This is a genomic window from Streptomyces camponoticapitis (assembly GCF_014646115.1).
GTDB classification, from domain to species: domain Bacteria; phylum Actinomycetota; class Actinomycetes; order Streptomycetales; family Streptomycetaceae; genus Streptomyces; species Streptomyces camponoticapitis.
In genome coordinates this window covers 74,065-90,186 of sequence record NZ_BMMV01000031.1, presented here as the reverse complement: position 1 = coordinate 90,186, position 16,122 = coordinate 74,065, and the positions used below count along the sequence as shown (strand labels likewise).

Below are 16,122 nucleotides of genomic sequence, written 5' to 3'. Positions count from 1 at the left end.
GCCGGACATCGAGGGCGACCTCCTCGGCGTGGGCCCACTGCCCGTACTGATCAGCACGGGTCCAGGCGACCCAGACCTGGGCGACCGGGGCCTCCAGGGTGCGGGTGACCGTGTAGTCGAAACCGGTGGTGGTCATGGCTGTCTCCCTCAGTTCGATCCCGCGGACGCGGGGTCAGGACTCTCTCTCACACAGGACGTCGGAGCCGACGACACGTTCTCGACACCACCCGGAAGATTTCTTTTCCCAGTTGTTCCCGCGGTCCGGAGCGCGGCCCGGCAGAACACCGGGCAGGGACCGCGCTGTCAGTGGGCACTGGCAGGATGGTCGACATGATGATCAAGGAAGTGACGCGTCACACAGTCGCGGAACAGCGGATCGAGCAGGCTCTCGCGGACATGCGGGGCCGGGCCTTCGGCCGGTGTTACGAGATGCGCGACGGCGACAAGCCGCTCCGGCAAGGGCTCAGGGAACTCGGCGGAGAACTGGCCGACCACATCGCCGCGCGTACCGTGTCCGACCCCGACCTGCGTACACCCGACGCGCGAGTCGCGGTCCTCACAGCCGCGGAGTGCGCCATGGGCGTGCTGAGCCTCGCGTGTTTCCCTGACGGGGACTTCACGGTGCCTCTCCCCCTCGCCGCTGACACGCTGAGCAACGAGGAGCTGCACTACGAGGAGAGCTCGGAGCCGGTCGATCCGGTCACCTCGGCGCGGACATGGACGGACGCTTTCGCGTGGTCCGTGATCAGCGGATTGATACGGGAGCGGAGCCGGGTGATCGGCCCTCTGCTGCGCGAGGACTACGCGCCCGCCATCCGTGACGGCGTTCCGTACTCGAAGCGGGAGTCGGTGTCCGACCCGGCCGACCTCGCGGAGATGGACGCGCTGTGCGGCTATCTGACCGTCGTCCAGGGCCCCTATCCAGGCGCGCTCCCCGGCCCGGTGCCGCTGGCCAAGCCGGACACCGCCGAGCGGGCGCGTACGGCCGAGCAGCTCGACACCGCCGGCACGCTGACTCCGGACCAGCGGCTGCTGCGCGTCCTGCTCGACGACGACCAGGCCGCGTTCGAGCGGGCTCTTCAGGAACGACTCGTCGCGCATCGCGAGAGCGTCGGCGCGGATCCGGCTGCCCGGAGTCTGCTGCCGGTGGGGGCCATCACGTTGGCCGCCCTCGCCTGTCTCGCGCACGGCTGGCAGTTGGGCACCCGGTCCGCCTATCTGCCCGAAGGTCTGGTGCGCGCCGCGCAGGAGTGAACGCCCGGCGGAACGGCGGAGTGCGACTGGACCCGGTGGACGCTGTGGACCCGGTGGACGAGCTTGCGGTGCCGCGACCGCGGAGCTGAGCATGTGAAGGGCGGGGTGGGGGGCGTTCCTGAAGCTGTACGGGGTGCCGGGAGGTGGCGGGAGTTGACCGGTCGGCTCTGCGTCAACGCGGCCTGTCCCCGTCGGGGGGCGTGGCTCGGGCGGGTCGGCGCGACTACGAGGAAGGCGTCCAGGAGGCCCGAGCCCGGTACGGGACAGCGGTTCCGGGCCGTCACCCCGCCCGTCCGACGGCGCCTTCGGCGTCGGACGGCACGGTGACGGTCTCCTCGCCGTCCCGCGTCCCCGTCGGCGCGACGGTCGACCGGCGCTTCAGCCGGCGTACGTCCGGAACGGCCAGGACCGCGGCCGTCAGCAGGACGACCAGCGCCGAGCAGCCCCACAGCGCGTACGTACGCCCGAAGGCACTCTCCGCGGGTCCGGCGAGCGCGGTGGCCACCGGAATCATCCCGATCGAGCCGAGCATGTCGTACGCGGAGACCCGGGAGAGTTTCTCCTCGGCGATCTCCTGATGCAGCGCGGTCATCCAGGACACCCCGAAGACCTCGACCGACAGCCCCGTCAGGAACATCACCACCGCCAGCCCCGCGCCCGGCAGCGGCACCGCGAGCCCGGCGGCCGGCAGGGCGAGCGGAAAGACGCAGAGCGTGCCCGCGAGCAGCAGCCGCCGCGGCTTCCAGCGCATCATCACCAGCGCGCCGCCCACGGTGCCCGCGCCGAACGCGGCGAGTGCCACGCCCCAGGGGCCCGCCCCGCCCAACTCGTCGCGGGCGATCAGCGGTCCGTACACCGACTGGGCCGCCACGACAACCGCGTTGACCACCGCGAACTGGACGACGATCGCCCAGAGCCACGGTCTGCCGATGAACTCGCGCCAGCCGTCGCGCAGATCGGCGACCATCCCGCCGCCTGGCTCCCGGGCCGGGATATGGCTCACATCGAGGAAGGCGCGCAGCGCCCCGGCCACCAGGAAGGCGGCGGCGTCGACGGCCAGCACCCAGCCGGGGCCGATGACCGCGACGAGCGCCCCGCCCAGGGCGGCTCCCCCGATCCCGGCGCCGTGCATCGACATCCGGTAGAGGGCGAAGGCGCGGCCCGCCTGTTCGCTGTCGACGCTGGACATCAGCATGCCCTCGGAGGCCGGGCTGAAGAAGGCGTGGCCCGTACCGCCCAGTGCGGCCAGCGCCATCATCTGCCACATCCGCGCGTCGCCCGTGATGACCAGGGCGGCGAAGGTGGCCTGCGAGACGCAGTTGACGGCGTTGGCGGCGACCATCACCCGGTGCCGGGGCAGCCGGTCCGCCAGCGCGCCGCCTACCAGGAGGAAGAGAACGAGCGGAATCGTACGGGCCGCCGCCACGAGCCCCACGTCGCCCGCGTCGCCGCCGGACTCCAGCACCGCGAACGCCGACGCGATCAGCGCGCCCTGGCTGCCCAGATTGGTGGCGATGGCCGCGGCGGTCAGGAGGGTGTAGTTGCGTCCGGCCCACGCGGGGCGGTGGGGGCGGTGGGCGCGTCGCGGGCGTCGCGGGCCGGTGTCGGCTTCGGCGGCAGGGGTCACTCCCGGACTATCCCCGGGCCGACGCTTCCTGCCAACCGGTTTTGTCGCCATCTGGGATCGGCTCCGGAAGCTGCTTACGGGAGGGACGATCGGCGGGAGTTGACGCGCCGTCCGAGTTCAGAGCGTGGTGGCGGTAGTCGCGGGGCGGGAGGCCGAAGGCGGCGCGGAAGGTGCGGGAGAAGACGGCCGCGTCGGTGAAGCCGCAGCGGGCGGCGATGTGGTGGACCGGGGTGGTGTGCTGGGCGGGGTCGGCCAGGAGCCGGCGGGTGCGTTCCAGGCGCTGCTCGCGGATCCAGGCCGCCAGGGTGGTGTGGTGGCCGAGGGTGCGGAAGACGGTGTGCAGGTGGCTCACGGAGATGTGGTGGGCCGCGGCGATCGAGCGCGGGGTGAGGCCGGGGTCGTGGAGGTGGTGACGGACGAAGGTCTGGATCCGCAGTGCGAGGGCGCGGGTGCGGGTCTCCGGCGGGAGTTCGTCGTCGGCGTCCAGGTGGTGCGCCAGGGTCGCGGCGAGCAGGTCGACCACCACCGGTTCCAGGCGGGGCCCGTCCGACGGGCGGAAGGAGCCGATGTCCTGCCTCGCCAAGCGGATGAGGGTCCCGGCCAACAGCGCGCCCGGCCCTTCCCGCCCCGGTAACCGCCGGGTCGCCAGTCGCCGCACCTTGTTGTCCGGAAGGGGCAGGAGTCTTCGGGGAACTTCGAGCGCCACCACCCGGCTGCGCTCTTCATTGGCACAGTCGAAAGGCTCCGAGGTGCTGACGGTGTACATCTCCAGCGGGCCGTGAAATCCGCTCCGGCCTCTTTGGGTTATTCCGATTCCGCCGGCCAGCATGAGTGTCAGGTGGCAGATCTCCGGATCGGACTGCCGGATGAGTCGGGGAGTCCGCCGGAAGCTCATGGGCTTGGACTTGCCTGGCCAGACGGTTACTTCGCCCAGCATCCGCAGGTTCGCCTCCGCCTCGAACCGGTCGGGCCGATCAGTTGTCATCTCCATCGGAGCCATGGCGTTAGCCATCTGCTCACGCCACAGGTCGAACCTGTCCTCCCGAGGAACATCAGAGGTCCGGAACACCGTTTCGATCATCACAGCCCCCGTGCTGCTTCGCGACGTTGTCTTGTTCAGCAGCGTAACGAGAGTGAATAAACACGCACTACTCAGCTGGTGCGTCCGGCCTCGGCCGGGTCGCACGGGCATGGGAGTGCGGGTACTACCACCGCGGGGGTATCGAATGACCAGGAGTCCGGCGGATCGTGGGGCCAAGAACTGCTGGTTCGGACACGATAGGAGGATCTGCACGGTGCCGCCGCTCAGCGAGAGACTCGAACGACGGATCCGGCATGACTTCCCCGGGCCGGGCTCGGCGGCAGAGATCATGCGGATGCTTGACGAGCTACCGAGCAAAGCAGGCCATGAAGCGGAGCACTTCGCAGGTGAGCGCCTGCAAGCTGCGATTGTGCTGCTCACCGACAGGAGCATCGGTCGATTTCATGAGGCCGTCAGACTCGCCTTGAGCGACTGGCGCGACCTCCTGGTCGCGGCCGAGTTGGCTCACGAAGACTGGCCCGATCGGTTGCGTGCCGAATTGGGCGGGCCTGAGCAGGAAGAGAATCCGGGACCTTCCTAGCCGTTCGTCGACGCCCTGGCGAGTTCTCGTAGTCACAGGTCCTGTGGCCATCCACCCAGGGCCCGCGCCAGGTGCTCGTGAAGATCCCCCAGATATAGAGACACTCATTCGTCGACGGGTCAATCACGATCACTCAATTCTCGTGCAGGAATTGGCGGAGATCGGCGGCGAGGGCGGACATCCGCTCGCCCGCTTCCAGCCACGTGGTGACGGAACTTTCCCAGCCACCGGCGGCAGTCGGCCAGGGCCGAAGAGTCCAGGTCAACCCGACATGCCCGCCCGACCGGAAGACCGCTCCGAGGGTGAGGTCGTGATCGCAGTTCTGCCAGACGCGCTCTCCGTCCCACCCTCGAAAGTCCCGGGCCAGCTCCTCCAGGAAGGGCACCAGGTCCGCGTCCCAGATCCATGCGACGACTTCGGAGACTCGGACATCGAGCCCGGGCGCACGTGCCTCAACGGCGTAGTGCACGGCGTCTTCGTCCGGGCGGAAACGATCACAGAACCTCACCGTGACCGCGGGGTTGTCCTGGGAGTGGACGACCACCTCGGTCACCTCGTCGAGGCCGGTGTCGCGAGTGCTCATCCGCTGAACTGTAGGTGAGCCGGCGCCAACCGTCACCGGGATTCCGGACCGGGCAGCCGGCCGCGGATCATGGCACCGCGAACTGCTCGTTCGCGGCCGGTGGCCGATCCGCCCTGTCGGAGGTGTGGGGGCAGGATGGCGCCATGACACAGCGGATCTTGTCTCCGTCGGAGTCCTGGCGCCGGATCGATGCCTGGCTGGCGACCCATCTGGCCTCCGATTTCGCGCTCCTCAACCCACCGGTGACACCGGACCAGCTTCTGCGGGCCGAACGCGTTCTTGGCACCCCGCTGCCCGGTGATCTCGCTGAGTCTCTGCGATGCCACGACGGCGTGAGCTCCTGGACGACCATCTTGCCGGAGCAGTCCCCGCTCCCGGTGAGCGGCATCGTGGACCATTGGGAGACCTGCATGGCCGTCGCGGCGGAGAATGACGGCCTTTCCCCGCGGCCCTGGGAAGACGAGCCCTGGTGGCACCCGCTCTGGGTTCCCTGGGCTGAGAGTGCCGATGGCGCGGCGCAGGTGGTCGACCAGCGTCCTGGTCCGGACGCCGGGCGCCTGGGGTGGGCAGGCAACAGTGGTGGTGGTGACTTCACCGATTCCTGGCCTGATCTGGCGAGCCTTCTCCACGCGGTCGCTCAGGCGCTCCACGAGGGCGGAGACGTCCGCGGGCTGCGCCCCTACCTCACCACGGAAGGTGGGATGTGGTGGGACGAGGACGGCTGCGAGGAGCTCAACGGTCACCCGCTGTGGGCAGCCCCCATCGGGCTGCCCCGACCACCAGCGCGGCCCGACAGGATGTGACATCTGGTGGCGCACGGGACAGCAGTGCCTCCATGTGCGCGTCGACCAGGTCGAGGGCGATCCGCTCGGCGGGCGTGTTCATTTGGCCACCCTGGGGCGTGTTTCAGAAGTGGCGTGGACGGGACTTCTGAAACACGCCCTGGCCGCCTCCCCCGTACCAGGCCGGCCCCCGGGCGATCGACGGGACGATCCCCCGGGATCGCGGCCGAGGTCCGGGCGGCCTGGTCCTTGCCAGCGGGCGGCCAACAGGACGACAAAGCACGTCAGATGGGCGTCGAGACGCTGCGGGGAGCGTCATTTCGGCGTCCAGGTATCACCGAGTGGCGTCCTCGTCGTCGACAGCGCCGCACGCCCCGAGCGCCGGGGTGTGCGGTCGCCCTACCGTGTGTAGACGGCGTCACTGCCGTACAACTGCCTGGTGAACGCGGAGACGTCGGCGCTGCGATCGGCACCGTCGAGGTTGTACGTCAGATAGACGCCGTATCCCTCGCTGACGGTGCGGCGGGCGAGGTCGGCGGCCGTGCTCTGCGAGGTCCGGCCGATCTCGACGGCCGCCGGCGACAGCTTCGACTTGGGCAGCGCGATTCCGGGGACCTGCCAGCTGCCGTAGTACGGGTTCCAGGCGTAGTCGAACTCGGACGAGAGGTCGACACCGCCGTAGGAGAGCCGCGACGCGGCCGGGCCGATGTTGTAGAGGCTGATGATCTTGTTCGGCATGTTCGCGCGCAGCGCCGTCACCAGGTGCACGAACGAGCTGGCGTTGGGCTGGCCGGTGCCGTTGTTGCCGTACTGGGCGTACTCGTCGTCGAAGTCGATGCCGTCGAGACCGTACCTGGCCACGGCGTCCGACATCTGCTTCGCGAACGCCGAAGCCGCCTGCTGGGTCGGGAAGTTGGCGAAGCCCGCGCCCTGGTGGTTGCCGAGCACCGACAGGACGACCTTGATGCCCTTCTGCTGCAACGGCCGTATCTCTGTGGCGGCGTTGTCGAGGACGCGCTGCACGTTCTCGTTGAAGTGCAGATACGCCGTCTTCGAGCCCGTGTCGTAGTTGATGTTCGCCGCGAAGATCACGGCGACGTCGAAGACGTTGCCGCCGCCGTTGGCGAGGGTGTATTTGCCGACGTTGAGCATGCTGTTGTTGTTCACCTCGACGTACGCCACCGAGGCCGGTCCCTGTTTCGCGAGAGCGGGAGCGGGTGCCGCTGCCGCGCCGGTGGTGCCGGTCGTACCGAAGGCGAGGGCCGCGACGGCCGAGAGCGCGAGCGCGGCCGTCCGCACTCTGCTCCGTACCAGAGTGAACATCGTTGATCGGTCTCCCATCGCACGGGTCGGCGCCCGGCCTGCTGCGAGAGCGCCGAGTGAGCCTTCCGAGTTTTCCGCTCCCCTGGCCGAATCCCGAGAATGTCGCACGAACTCTCACGACTCCCACGCATGTTTCACCTCAACTCAGCACTTTCACAAGGGAGTTGACGCATCGAGCCGACGCGTATGGATGTCATACGGAAGCGACTTGAGTCTCCAGCGGCTGGAGGGTCCAGGATCTCCCCCATGAACGACGAACGTCCCGACGTGCTCACCATCGGCCGCCTCGCGCAGCGCACCGGACTTCCGGTGCGTACCCTGCGCTTCTGGTCGGACGAGGGAGTGGTGCCGCCCGTGGCCCGCTCCGCCGGCGGCTACCGGCTGTACGACGCCGAGTCCGTCGCCCGTGTCGAACTGGTCCGCACCCTGCGGGAGTTGGGCCTCGGGCTCGACGACGTGGCACGGGTGCTGAGCGGTCGGGCCACGGTCGCGGAGGTCGCCGACGCGCACGTGGCCGCCCTCGACGCGCAGATCCGCTCGCTCAAGGTGAGCCGGGCCGTTCTGTCCACCGTGGCCACACGTGGTTCCACCACTGAGGAGACAGCACTGATGAACCGGTTGGCGCGGCTTTCCGCCGCCGAACGCAAGCAGATCATCGACGAGTTCAAAGAGGAGGTGTTCGGTGGTCTCGACGTCGAGCCGCGGCTGCGCGACCGCATACGCACGTTGAGCATCGACCTGCCCGACGATCCCACCGCTGAGCAGGTCGACGCCTGGATCGAACTGGCCGAACTGGTACGGGACCCCGGCTTTCGCGCCCGGCTGCGCACCTGGATGGAGCTCAACACACCCGCACCGGGGCAGAGTCGTCCCGCCGGCGCGTCCATCTGGTGGGCCAGGCAGGTCGTGCAGACCGTCGCGGAGGTCAGGAAACGCGGGGTCGACCCCGAGGACCCGGAGGCGGCCGAAAAGCTGACCGAGCTGTTCGGCGACGCCGATCGGGCCGCCGTGCTGCGCGGCCTGGAGGCCGGGATCGAGGCGGGCGCGGAGCGCTACCGCAGGCTCGTCGCCCGCGTGCGCGGGCAGGAATCGTCGCCCGACGCGACCGAGGAGCTGGAGTGGCTGGCGCGCGCCCTGCGCGCCGCGGGTCGGGCCTGACCGGTCAGGCCCGGCCGGCCACGCTGCCCTGGTGCGCGATCCCGTGACCCGTGACCCGGACCCGTGCGGACCTTCGCCTGTAACGGTCGAGGCTCCTGCCATGATTCCCGTCATGGGGATACACATCGCACCGGCCCAGGTGGCCGACTTCCACCAGGTCCTGGCTGATCACTCCCGTTACTGGGGCGAACGCGACCTTCGGTCGCTGCACCTTCTGGCGCTGGTGCAGGAGTTCGGTTCCACCTGCTTGGTTGCCCGGGCCGAGGACGGAATCCGTGGCTACGTCTTCGGCTTCGTCACCCCGGACGGCACCGGATACGTGCATCTGATCGCCACGCGGGACGACGCCCGTGGCACCGGTCTCGGGCGCCGTCTGTACACGGCGTTCGCCGAATCAGCGGAACGTGACGGTGCACGGCGGCTGAAGGCGATCACGTCGGTCGAGAACACCGGATCGATCGCCTTCCATCGCAGCCTCGGCTTCGACACGAAGATCGTCGACGACTACAACGGCCCCGGCCGGGCGATGGCCGTCTTCCTCCGAGACCTGCCGATCGCAGGCTGACGAGTCGACCGGTCGGGCCAACACCCCAGGGTGTCGCGGCAGTCCAGGTCGCTCACCGTCCGGTCTGATCCACACCGGTACCACCTAGATCCATTGCGGCAAGGTCGCACAGTACGGGATACTCGCCCCCTCACAGTCACCCTTCCCCCACACCTTCCATCTCCCTTCCCGGGGAGATGGCCGTCTGTCGTGGGGAGAGAAGGCGCCCGGTGGACGCCCGTCCCCTCGATTCGCCACCGAGAGGACCTCATGCTCCGGTATCTCCCCATGATCGTTGGAGCCGTCTGTATCTACTACTGGTTCAAGACTCGTCGCCACGACTCCGTGATCGCCTCCGGTAATCCCAGACAGTCCGCACGCTCCACCAGACTCGGTTTACTTCCGGTCACCCAGCTGAACAAAGAGCTGGCCGCGCGCCCGGAGCCCGAACTGGAGGCCGCCCTCACGGGAACCCGGTCGGGTGACTGGCGGGCTGCCGCCGATCTTCTGGCGGGCACCGGTACGGACTGGGAACGCCGCTCGATGTACGCGGAGATACTCGGCGGCATCGCGGCGGCGGACGACGGCTGGCTCCTCGCCTGGGAGAAGGCCCGCCACGACGACCCTGGCGCGGCGGTCGTACGAGCTCGCGCCACGGTGAACATGGCGTGGCGGATACGTGGTGACGCCGCCGCGTCGCGCACCAGCCGCAAGCAGTTCGACGGCTTTCATCGGACTCTGGCCCGCTCACGCGAAGACATCGTGCGGGCCGCCACGCTGAACCCGCACGACCCGACTCCGTACATCACCGAGATCTGGACGGCGCTCGGCCTCGGCTACCCGCACGCGGACATGGACCAACTGTGGGCAGAGATCACGGCCCGCGCCCCACACCACTTCCAGGCCCACTTCAGCGCGCTGCAGTACTGGTGCGCGAAGTGGCGGGGATCCGACGAACTGGCCCACGCGTTCGCGGCGCACGCGGCGGCGGACGCACCACCGGGAAGCCTCATGTCGGCGTTCCCGCTCATCGCGTGGTTCGAAGCCCGTCTCAACACCACGGTGAAGGCGTCGGCGTACCGGAGCCCCGAGCTGACGTCGCTCGTCGACGCGGCCCTCGTCGACGCCGCGGCCGCCCCGCGCGAGCACCCGCACCTCGCGGAACTGCGCCATCTGCTCGCGTACTTCCTGTTCCAGCAGGGCCGTTACGACGCGGCACTGGAACAGTTCCGGCTGGTGGACGGCTATGTGAACGCCCTGCCGTGGACCTATTACGGCGAGCGGTACTACGGCTCGATCCGCGAGGCGACGGTCCGCAAAGCCCGCCCGGCCGACGCCTAGGAACGCGTAGCCGATGACGCGCCCCCGCCCAACCCGATACCCATACTCCGGTCGGTCTCGACACGAGGTGTGGGATGCGAACGCCCCCGGTCTGGTTCTCATCACAACGGTGTTGAGTGGGTGGGATCGGGCGCCGATGAGAAATGGCGCCGACAGTCGTCTAAGTACGGTCCAGTGAGAACGCGCTGCGCGCATCAAGGGAGAGCAACGGGATGAGACCACTTCGATACTCGATCAACGTCACGCTCGATGGCTGCTGCCATCACGAGGCAGGGCTCCCCCCGGACGAGGAGTCGATGCGCTACTGGACCACTGAGATGGAGCGAGCCGATGCCCTGCTGTTCGGCCGGGTGACCTACGAGATGATGGAGTCGGCGTGGCGGAAGCCGGCCACGGGTACGTGGCCCGACTGGATGGATGAGTGGGAGATCCCGTTCGCCGAGGCCATCGACCGGGCGAAGAAGTACGTCGTGTCGAGCACGCTGAGCGGGGTCGACTGGAATGCCGAGCTGGTGCGAGGCGACGTGGGGCAGGCGGTTCAGCGGCTCAAGCAGGAGTCAGGCGAGGGCCTGTGGGTGGGTGGCGTGACGCTCCCTCTGGCGTTGGCGGATCTGGGACTGATCGACGAGTACGAGTTCCTTGTGCAGCCGGTCCTTGCCGGACACGGGCCAACGTTGCTCGCCGGTCTGCGCGAGCGCATCCAGCTCGACCCCGTGGACCGTCATGAGTTCCGGTCGGGGGCGGTCGCCCAGCGCTACCGGCCCACGCGAGTTACGGCTTGACGTGATTTATCCCGGCACGTTGGCCGCTCCCTCGCGATGGAACGACGGCTCGGGGTCACGTCGGACGCGCGCTGGCCGTGCCCCCGAACGCGCGGACATATCGAAGGGGGACATCGCCCCGAGGTGCCGGTAGCGGACAGGGCGAACGTTGCCTGACGTGGCCCGAGGTGTTCTGTCCACGGGGGTTGGGTGCGGTGACAGTGATCACCATCTGGGGATCTTGAACGAGTGAGGGCCTTTCGGGTCCGGTGGGGATTGCGACGTCTGCACCAGCCCGGAAGGCCCTCATGCCCCACCGTGATGCGCCTCTGACCGAGACCGGACGTCTGCGGCCGGCCCGCTGCGTAGTTGATGACGGATGGCTTCTGCGCCGGGCCGCGGAGCGGTTCCAGGTCGCGCCATCTCGACCAAGCCGCACCAATCTCGGCGCTGCGGAAAGCCGTCAGTGGTTCGAGATCATCTCGTTGCCCCTTTGACCCGTATCTCGGTCAGACCTCCAGAGGCTGCGATTTCCGACTCCAGTCCTGAGAAACTGTGTGAGTGAGGGGGAATGCCGATACGGATCCGGAATTTCCTCGCCCGGAAATACGGGTCGGACGGGTCAGCAGGTGGCCGCCGTATCGATCCTGATACCGGTCACGGTGTAGGCCGAAACGAAGTTGATGGAGTGGTTCGGCGGGACACAGACGTACTGGGTCGCTCCGGTGCTGTTGTTGATGTAGCGCAGGTAGGCCCGGTCGTCGTTGCGGGTGTTGTGCACCCAGTCCGCGCCGCGGCTGTTGGCGCCGAGGTTCTGGTAGGAGCCAGTGACGTCCTGGTACGCGGCGGTAGGACTGCCGCTGTTCCAGTTGCTGTTGGTGAGGTAGAAGCAGACTCGGGGATATACACACCCGTTGTACGAGTCGGCCGTTGCCGTGGGCGCCGTGGCCAGAGCGGCGACGGCAAGTGCGGCGCCGGCCATACCGACGGTAGCAATTCGCTTGATCGTATTCATAAGGAAATTCTGATGGCGGAATAATCGACTCAGAAGGATTTTCTCAGCCACGGAAGTGGCCCGTTTCTTCTCGGAATTCGAATCTCCTCTTCCACCCGCCGACGCCACTCCCGTGCCGATCTTGACTCCGCCCACGGGCACGGAGCCGACGGCCGTGGCGGCCGGAGGGCGGGCGGCCGCCGGTGACGCACGTCTAGCGGTACCCGGACCAACCCGCCCTGGAGGTGCGTGTCGCCGGCCGGTGGCAGCGGTGCCCCGTCACCGCCCGGGCCACCTGTCCGGGCGGGTGGCCTACCACCTTCGAGCCTCGATGATCTGGATCAAGGACCTCACCCGGACCGCTCCTTGATCACGACCAAATACGCGCCCTAGGCACTGTTTCTCGGATCTCCCGACATGAGTGGGGTGTTGGGGTCAGGCTGTTGGTATGGGGCGTGGAGATCTGACCAATGCGGAGTGGGATCGGCTGGAGTCGTTCTTACCTCCTGGTGGTGCCCGTGGTGGGCGGTGGAGTGATCACCGCCGGGTGATCAACGGAGTGCTCTACCGGGTCCGGACGGGCGTTCAGTGGAGAGATCTGCCGGAGCGGTTCGGGCCGTGGGAAACAGTCTACAAGCGGCATCGCCGCTGGTCGGCCGACGGGACCTGGGCGATGCTCCTGTCGCGGATTCAGGCTGCCGAGGACGCTGCGGGCCGAATCGACTGGGACGTATCGGTGGACTCGACAGCGGTACGAGCCCACCAGCACGCTGCCGGCGCGAGGAAGGCACCGCCGGACGCGTCGCCTCAAAGGGGGAATGTTCGAGGGACGAACCAGGTCGATCCGGTACTGCGGAAACTCGTCGTCCGGCTGGAGGAGGTGGTCAGATCGGCGAGTGTCTGGGCCGCTCCCGCGGCGGATTCACCACCAGAATTCACCTCGCCGCCGACGGACGATGCCGGCCCCTCGCCTTCGTCCTGACACCCGGACACTACGGCGACGGACCCCAGCTCGAGCGCGTACTGGAAGAGGTCTCGGTACCCCGAAACGGAGTCGGCCGACCCCGGACCAGACCCGGCCGGGTCCTGGCGGACAAGGCCTACACATCCCGCAGCAACCGCCGCTACCTGCGACGACGCGGGATCCCACACACCATCCCAGAACGCCTTGACCAGCAAAGACACCGCAAGAACCGGGGATCACAAGGCGGCCGACCCACCAGCTTCGACAACGAGCGCTACAAGAAACGCAACACCGTCGAACGCACCATCAACCGCCTCAAAGGCTTCCGCGCCGTCGCAACCCGCTACGAGAAACGCGCCTACATCTACCTCGGCACCGTCACCCTCGCCGCCCTCGCTATCTGGCTCCGCACATGATCCGAGAAACAGGCCCTAGTACTGCAACGCCGTCGCGACGTCCCTGCCGATGCGTTCGACCGCGCCGAGGTCCAGCCCGTAGAGCACGTAGCGGCCGTTGCGTTCCGTACGGACGAGGCCCAGGTCGCGCAACGCGCGAAGATGGCGCGACACCTGCGGGCGCGTCATCGACAGCCGGTGGGCCAGGTCCGCCGTGGTCATCGACTGGCGGGCGATCAGTCGGCAGAGGCGTACCCGCCTCGGATCGGTCAGCGCGAGCATCCGGCTCCGGGCCAGGGTGACCCCCACCACCGGCGCGTCCACCGGGAAGTGCACGACCGGCGGCAGGCCCGGCTCGTTCTTCACGACCAGATGCGGGGCGCCGTAACGGGTGGGGATGAGGAGCACCGGGGTGCGGGCCGGAGTGATCACCGCGTGGTGCACCTTGTCGAAGACAACACGCGGCGGGTCGGCGAGCCGGACGCTGGAGGGGCTGAGCGCCGCCAGCGCCGCCGCCGGGCCGTCGTCCGCGAGCCGCTGCCGTACGCGGTGGGCGGCGCGTGCCAGATGGGGTCCGGTCTCGGCCCACAGCGCGGTGAAGAAGACGGAGTGGCACAGGCGGAGGAAGGTGAGCACGTCGGCCCGCAGCGCTTCAGGGTCACGCAGCAGCGCCTCGGCGAGTTCGAGGTGCGGTTCGGGGAGCCCGGAGGCGGCGTGGCGCAGGGCCGCGGCTTGGGCGGGGTCGTGGAGGACGCGGTCGAAGGCGTAACCGTTGTAGCCGCTGGCGCAGGAGTACGCGGTGAGTTCGGCGAAACGCTCGACAGGCAGGCGCGACAGCGGGGACATGGCGGCGGGCGGGCCGGACGGGGCGGAGACGGAGGGGGTCGTCGGTGACGGGCCTGCCGGTGGTGGGCCTGCCGGTGGCGAAGTGGCCGACGGAGCGCGGACGCCCGGGGACGGACCGGGTCCCGGCCGCGGGGCCGGCATCCCCTCCGGCCTCTCCAGCCCCGTGTAGAACCCCCGCCACCGCAGTGCCGTCCACAGCGGAGAGAACCGGCGCAGACCGGCCCGGAAGGCCGCCGGCGCCGCGCGTGCCACCTCCTGGGCCCAGGGCGCGTGTTCCGCGTGGTGCCCGCGCCCGTGGCCGGTCAGCACATGCAGACTCGCGGCCAGTTCGGCGAGGGGCGACACCGCGACCGTGAAACGGCCCGGCCCAGCCCCCTCCAGCACGACTACGACCGACATGACGGGAGTGTACGAGCGCCGTCCGGGCGGCCGCTCGTGTCCCCGGCGGCGACGAACCCCGCGTCACTCCCGGCCGCGTCGCTCCCGGCATCGATGTCCCCCGCCGCCCCTGGCTCCTTCCCTTCCGCCCGCGTCGCCGCCTCGAACTCCGCCCGCGCCGCCGCCAGGAACTCCGGATCCGAGACCAGATCCGTCACGACCCGGGCCAGCCCCGTGGCCGCCGTCCGCGTGCGGTCGTGCGCGAAAACCGTCGCCGACGCGTCCCGCATGGCGTGGGAGTGGCTGGGCGTACCGAACGCGGCGGTCTGCATGTACGGATGGATGACCGGAAGCAGGTGGGAGAGGTTGCCGATGTCCGACGAACCGGCCGGTTCGTCCGGTGCGCCGGGCCCGATGTCCACGCCCAACGCCCGCACCGTGGCGCCGAATCGGGCGGCGAGCACACGGTTGTCGCGGCGCTCCGCGTACAGGGGCCCGGTCTCCGTGACCGCCGCCTCCGTCCCGGTGGCGAGCGCCGCGCCCCGCGCCGCCGCGCGGACCCGTTCGACCAGCGCCTCGGTGGCGGCCGTCGTGCCGTCCCGTACGTAGAAGTCCACGGCCGCCCGCGCGGGCACCACGTTCGGGGCCTGCCCGCCGTCCGAGACGATCCCGTGGAGCCGGGCGGTCGGCGGTATGAACTGCCGCATCGAATCAAGTGCGTTGAGGAACAGCTGCGCCGCGGCCAGCGCGCTTCTGCCCTCCCAGGGGGTCCTCGCGGCGTGCGCGCTCACGCCGACGAAGTCCGCCCGAAGGTGCGCGGCGGCCAACGCCCTCTGCGTGGTCGCCGAGCGGTCCGCCGGATGGAACATCACCGCCGCGTCGACACCGTCGAAGACCCCGGCATCGGCCAGCAGGACCTTGCCCGCGCCACCCATCTCCTCACCCGGCGTGCCGATGACGGCGATCGTCCCCGGGTGGCCGGGCAGCGCGCGGACGGCGGCGATCGCGGCGGCCGCGCCGCCCGCCGCGATGAGATTGTGGCCGCAGCCGTGGCCGACGCCGGGCAGCGCGTCGTACTCGGCGAGCACAGCCACGTACGGACCGGGCGCACCCCCCGCGTGCTCGGCCACGAACGCGGTCTCCACCCCGCCCGCCCCCGTCCCGACCGCGAAGCCGGCCTCCGCGAGCCACCCGGTCAGCACCTCCACGGCGTGGTACTCGCCGAACTTCAGCTCCGGCCGCGCGTGGATGGCACGGCTGACCTCTTCCATACGGGGCTGCAGCGCGGTCATTTCGTCCATGACGCGCGTCAAGGACGGGGTGGCCGTGGGCGACGCGACGCGTGGGGGCGTACTGCCGGTGGGCGTTCCGGACATGGGGGCTCCTGTCGTACGGGAGAGCGCGCACCGCGTGGGTTCGCGGCGACGGACCGCCCACGGGGCTGCGTGGCCGGCCACCACGAGCGTGCGTCCGGCCGTGTCCGCCCGGCCCCGGATTACCGCGCCCCAGGTAACCCACCCACGCCCCGGGCCACCCCGTCCGGCACCGGG

General features: G+C 69.4%; 15 protein-coding genes and 1 pseudogene. 9 read left to right on the top strand and 7 right to left on the bottom strand.

Annotated elements, in window-relative coordinates:
• Positions 1–345 precede the first annotated feature (345 nt).
• A complete protein-coding gene (locus IEY79_RS33090) occupies positions 346–1,254 on the top strand; it encodes an immunity 49 family protein (protein WP_229701341.1) in 909 nt (302 codons plus the stop codon).
• Between the two features lie 280 nt (positions 1,255–1,534).
• On the opposite strand, the gene IEY79_RS33085 is transcribed toward IEY79_RS33090, so the two are convergent.
• Together IEY79_RS33085 and IEY79_RS33080 are read right to left on the bottom strand one after the other, a co-directional pair.
• Entirely contained in the window at positions 1,535–2,881 is a 1,347-nt protein-coding gene (locus tag IEY79_RS33085; protein WP_229701340.1) for an MFS transporter, read from the bottom strand.
• A gap of 7 nt (positions 2,882–2,888) precedes the next feature.
• Complete coding sequence (locus tag IEY79_RS33080) at positions 2,889–3,962, bottom strand: AraC family transcriptional regulator (protein ID WP_189111329.1); 1,074 nt, start codon at positions 3,960–3,962, stop codon at positions 2,889–2,891.
• A gap of 214 nt (positions 3,963–4,176) precedes the next feature.
• Here IEY79_RS33080 and IEY79_RS33075 point away from each other — a divergent pair, with 214 nt between their 5' ends.
• Positions 4,177–4,503 (top strand): hypothetical protein, encoded by a 327-nt coding sequence (locus IEY79_RS33075; RefSeq protein ID WP_189111328.1) that lies wholly within the window; start codon positions 4,177–4,179, stop codon positions 4,501–4,503.
• 133 nt (positions 4,504–4,636) lie between these two features.
• On the opposite strand, the gene IEY79_RS33070 is transcribed toward IEY79_RS33075, so the two are convergent.
• A complete protein-coding gene (locus IEY79_RS33070) occupies positions 4,637–5,086 on the bottom strand; it encodes a DUF6228 family protein (RefSeq protein ID WP_189111327.1) in 450 nt (149 codons plus the stop codon).
• A gap of 143 nt (positions 5,087–5,229) precedes the next feature.
• Here IEY79_RS33070 and IEY79_RS33065 point away from each other — a divergent pair, with 143 nt between their 5' ends.
• Positions 5,230–5,889 carry an SMI1/KNR4 family protein gene (locus IEY79_RS33065; protein ID WP_189111326.1) on the top strand — a complete coding sequence of 220 codons (660 nt, stop codon included), beginning with the start codon at positions 5,230–5,232 and terminating at the stop codon, positions 5,887–5,889.
• A 378-nt stretch (positions 5,890–6,267) separates the two neighbouring features.
• On the opposite strand, the gene IEY79_RS33060 is transcribed toward IEY79_RS33065, so the two are convergent.
• Entirely contained in the window at positions 6,268–7,191 is a 924-nt protein-coding gene (locus IEY79_RS33060) for an endo-beta-N-acetylglucosaminidase H (RefSeq protein WP_189111325.1), read from the bottom strand.
• A gap of 246 nt (positions 7,192–7,437) precedes the next feature.
• On the opposite strand from IEY79_RS33060, the gene IEY79_RS33055 reads away from it, so the two are divergent.
• From IEY79_RS33055 to IEY79_RS33035, 5 genes and pseudogenes are all read left to right on the top strand, one after another.
• Positions 7,438–8,349 (top strand): helix-turn-helix domain-containing protein, encoded by a 912-nt coding sequence (locus IEY79_RS33055; RefSeq protein WP_189111324.1) that lies wholly within the window; start codon positions 7,438–7,440, stop codon positions 8,347–8,349.
• A 100-nt stretch (positions 8,350–8,449) separates the two neighbouring features.
• A complete protein-coding gene (locus IEY79_RS33050) occupies positions 8,450–8,914 on the top strand; it encodes a GNAT family N-acetyltransferase (RefSeq protein WP_189111323.1) in 465 nt (154 codons plus the stop codon).
• Between the two features lie 267 nt (positions 8,915–9,181).
• Complete coding sequence (locus tag IEY79_RS33045; protein ID WP_189111322.1) at positions 9,182–10,234, top strand: hypothetical protein; 1,053 nt, start codon at positions 9,182–9,184, stop codon at positions 10,232–10,234.
• Between the two features lie 212 nt (positions 10,235–10,446).
• Entirely contained in the window at positions 10,447–11,016 is a 570-nt protein-coding gene (locus IEY79_RS33040; RefSeq protein ID WP_189111321.1) for a dihydrofolate reductase family protein, read from the top strand.
• A gap of 287 nt (positions 11,017–11,303) precedes the next feature.
• Positions 11,304–11,432: pseudogene (locus IEY79_RS33035) on the top strand (IS481 family transposase); the annotation flags it as partial.
• A gap of 185 nt (positions 11,433–11,617) precedes the next feature.
• Here the strand turns inward: IEY79_RS33035 and IEY79_RS33030 are convergent.
• A complete protein-coding gene (locus IEY79_RS33030) occupies positions 11,618–12,010 on the bottom strand; it encodes a hypothetical protein (protein ID WP_189111320.1) in 393 nt (130 codons plus the stop codon).
• A 427-nt stretch (positions 12,011–12,437) separates the two neighbouring features.
• On the opposite strand from IEY79_RS33030, the gene IEY79_RS33025 reads away from it, so the two are divergent.
• Positions 12,438–13,369, top strand: a protein-coding gene (locus IEY79_RS33025; protein WP_373292673.1) for an IS5 family transposase whose coding sequence is annotated in 2 segments (ribosomal slippage) — positions 12,438–12,843 and positions 12,843–13,369 — 933 coding nt in all. Because the reading frame shifts where the segments join, the coding sequence is not laid out codon by codon here.
• 15 nt (positions 13,370–13,384) lie between these two features.
• Here IEY79_RS33025 and IEY79_RS33020 read toward each other — a convergent pair.
• Both IEY79_RS33020 and IEY79_RS33015 read right to left on the bottom strand, forming a co-directional pair.
• Complete coding sequence (locus IEY79_RS33020) at positions 13,385–14,593, bottom strand: ArsR/SmtB family transcription factor (protein WP_189111319.1); 1,209 nt, start codon at positions 14,591–14,593, stop codon at positions 13,385–13,387.
• Entirely contained in the window at positions 14,581–15,948 is a 1,368-nt protein-coding gene (locus IEY79_RS33015; protein WP_229701339.1) for an amidohydrolase, read from the bottom strand. The genes IEY79_RS33020 and IEY79_RS33015 overlap by 13 nt, the downstream gene beginning before the upstream one ends.
• Positions 15,949–16,122 lie beyond the last annotated feature (174 nt).

Bases quoted from the DNA above. Each gene is read 5' to 3' on its own strand.
- IEY79_RS33080 (WP_189111329.1), bottom strand. From the start codon at position 3,962: ATGATCGAAACGGTGTTCCGGACCTCTGATGTTCCTCGGGAGGACAGG.
- IEY79_RS33070 (WP_189111327.1), bottom strand. From the start codon at position 5,086: ATGAGCACTCGCGACACCGGCCTCGACGAGGTGACCGAGGTGGTCGTC.
- IEY79_RS33065 (WP_189111326.1), top strand. From the start codon at position 5,230: ATGACACAGCGGATCTTGTCTCCGTCGGAGTCCTGGCGCCGGATCGAT.
- IEY79_RS33060 (WP_189111325.1), bottom strand. From the start codon at position 7,191: ATGTTCACTCTGGTACGGAGCAGAGTGCGGACGGCCGCGCTCGCGCTC.
- IEY79_RS33055 (WP_189111324.1), top strand. From the start codon at position 7,438: ATGAACGACGAACGTCCCGACGTGCTCACCATCGGCCGCCTCGCGCAG.
- IEY79_RS33050 (WP_189111323.1), top strand. From the start codon at position 8,450: ATGATTCCCGTCATGGGGATACACATCGCACCGGCCCAGGTGGCCGAC.
- IEY79_RS33045 (WP_189111322.1), top strand. From the start codon at position 9,182: ATGATCGTTGGAGCCGTCTGTATCTACTACTGGTTCAAGACTCGTCGC.
- IEY79_RS33040 (WP_189111321.1), top strand. From the start codon at position 10,447: ATGAGACCACTTCGATACTCGATCAACGTCACGCTCGATGGCTGCTGC.
- IEY79_RS33030 (WP_189111320.1), bottom strand. From the start codon at position 12,010: ATGAATACGATCAAGCGAATTGCTACCGTCGGTATGGCCGGCGCCGCA.
- IEY79_RS33020 (WP_189111319.1), bottom strand. From the start codon at position 14,593: ATGTCGGTCGTAGTCGTGCTGGAGGGGGCTGGGCCGGGCCGTTTCACG.
- IEY79_RS33015 (WP_229701339.1), bottom strand. From the start codon at position 15,948: ATGTCCGGAACGCCCACCGGCAGTACGCCCCCACGCGTCGCGTCGCCC.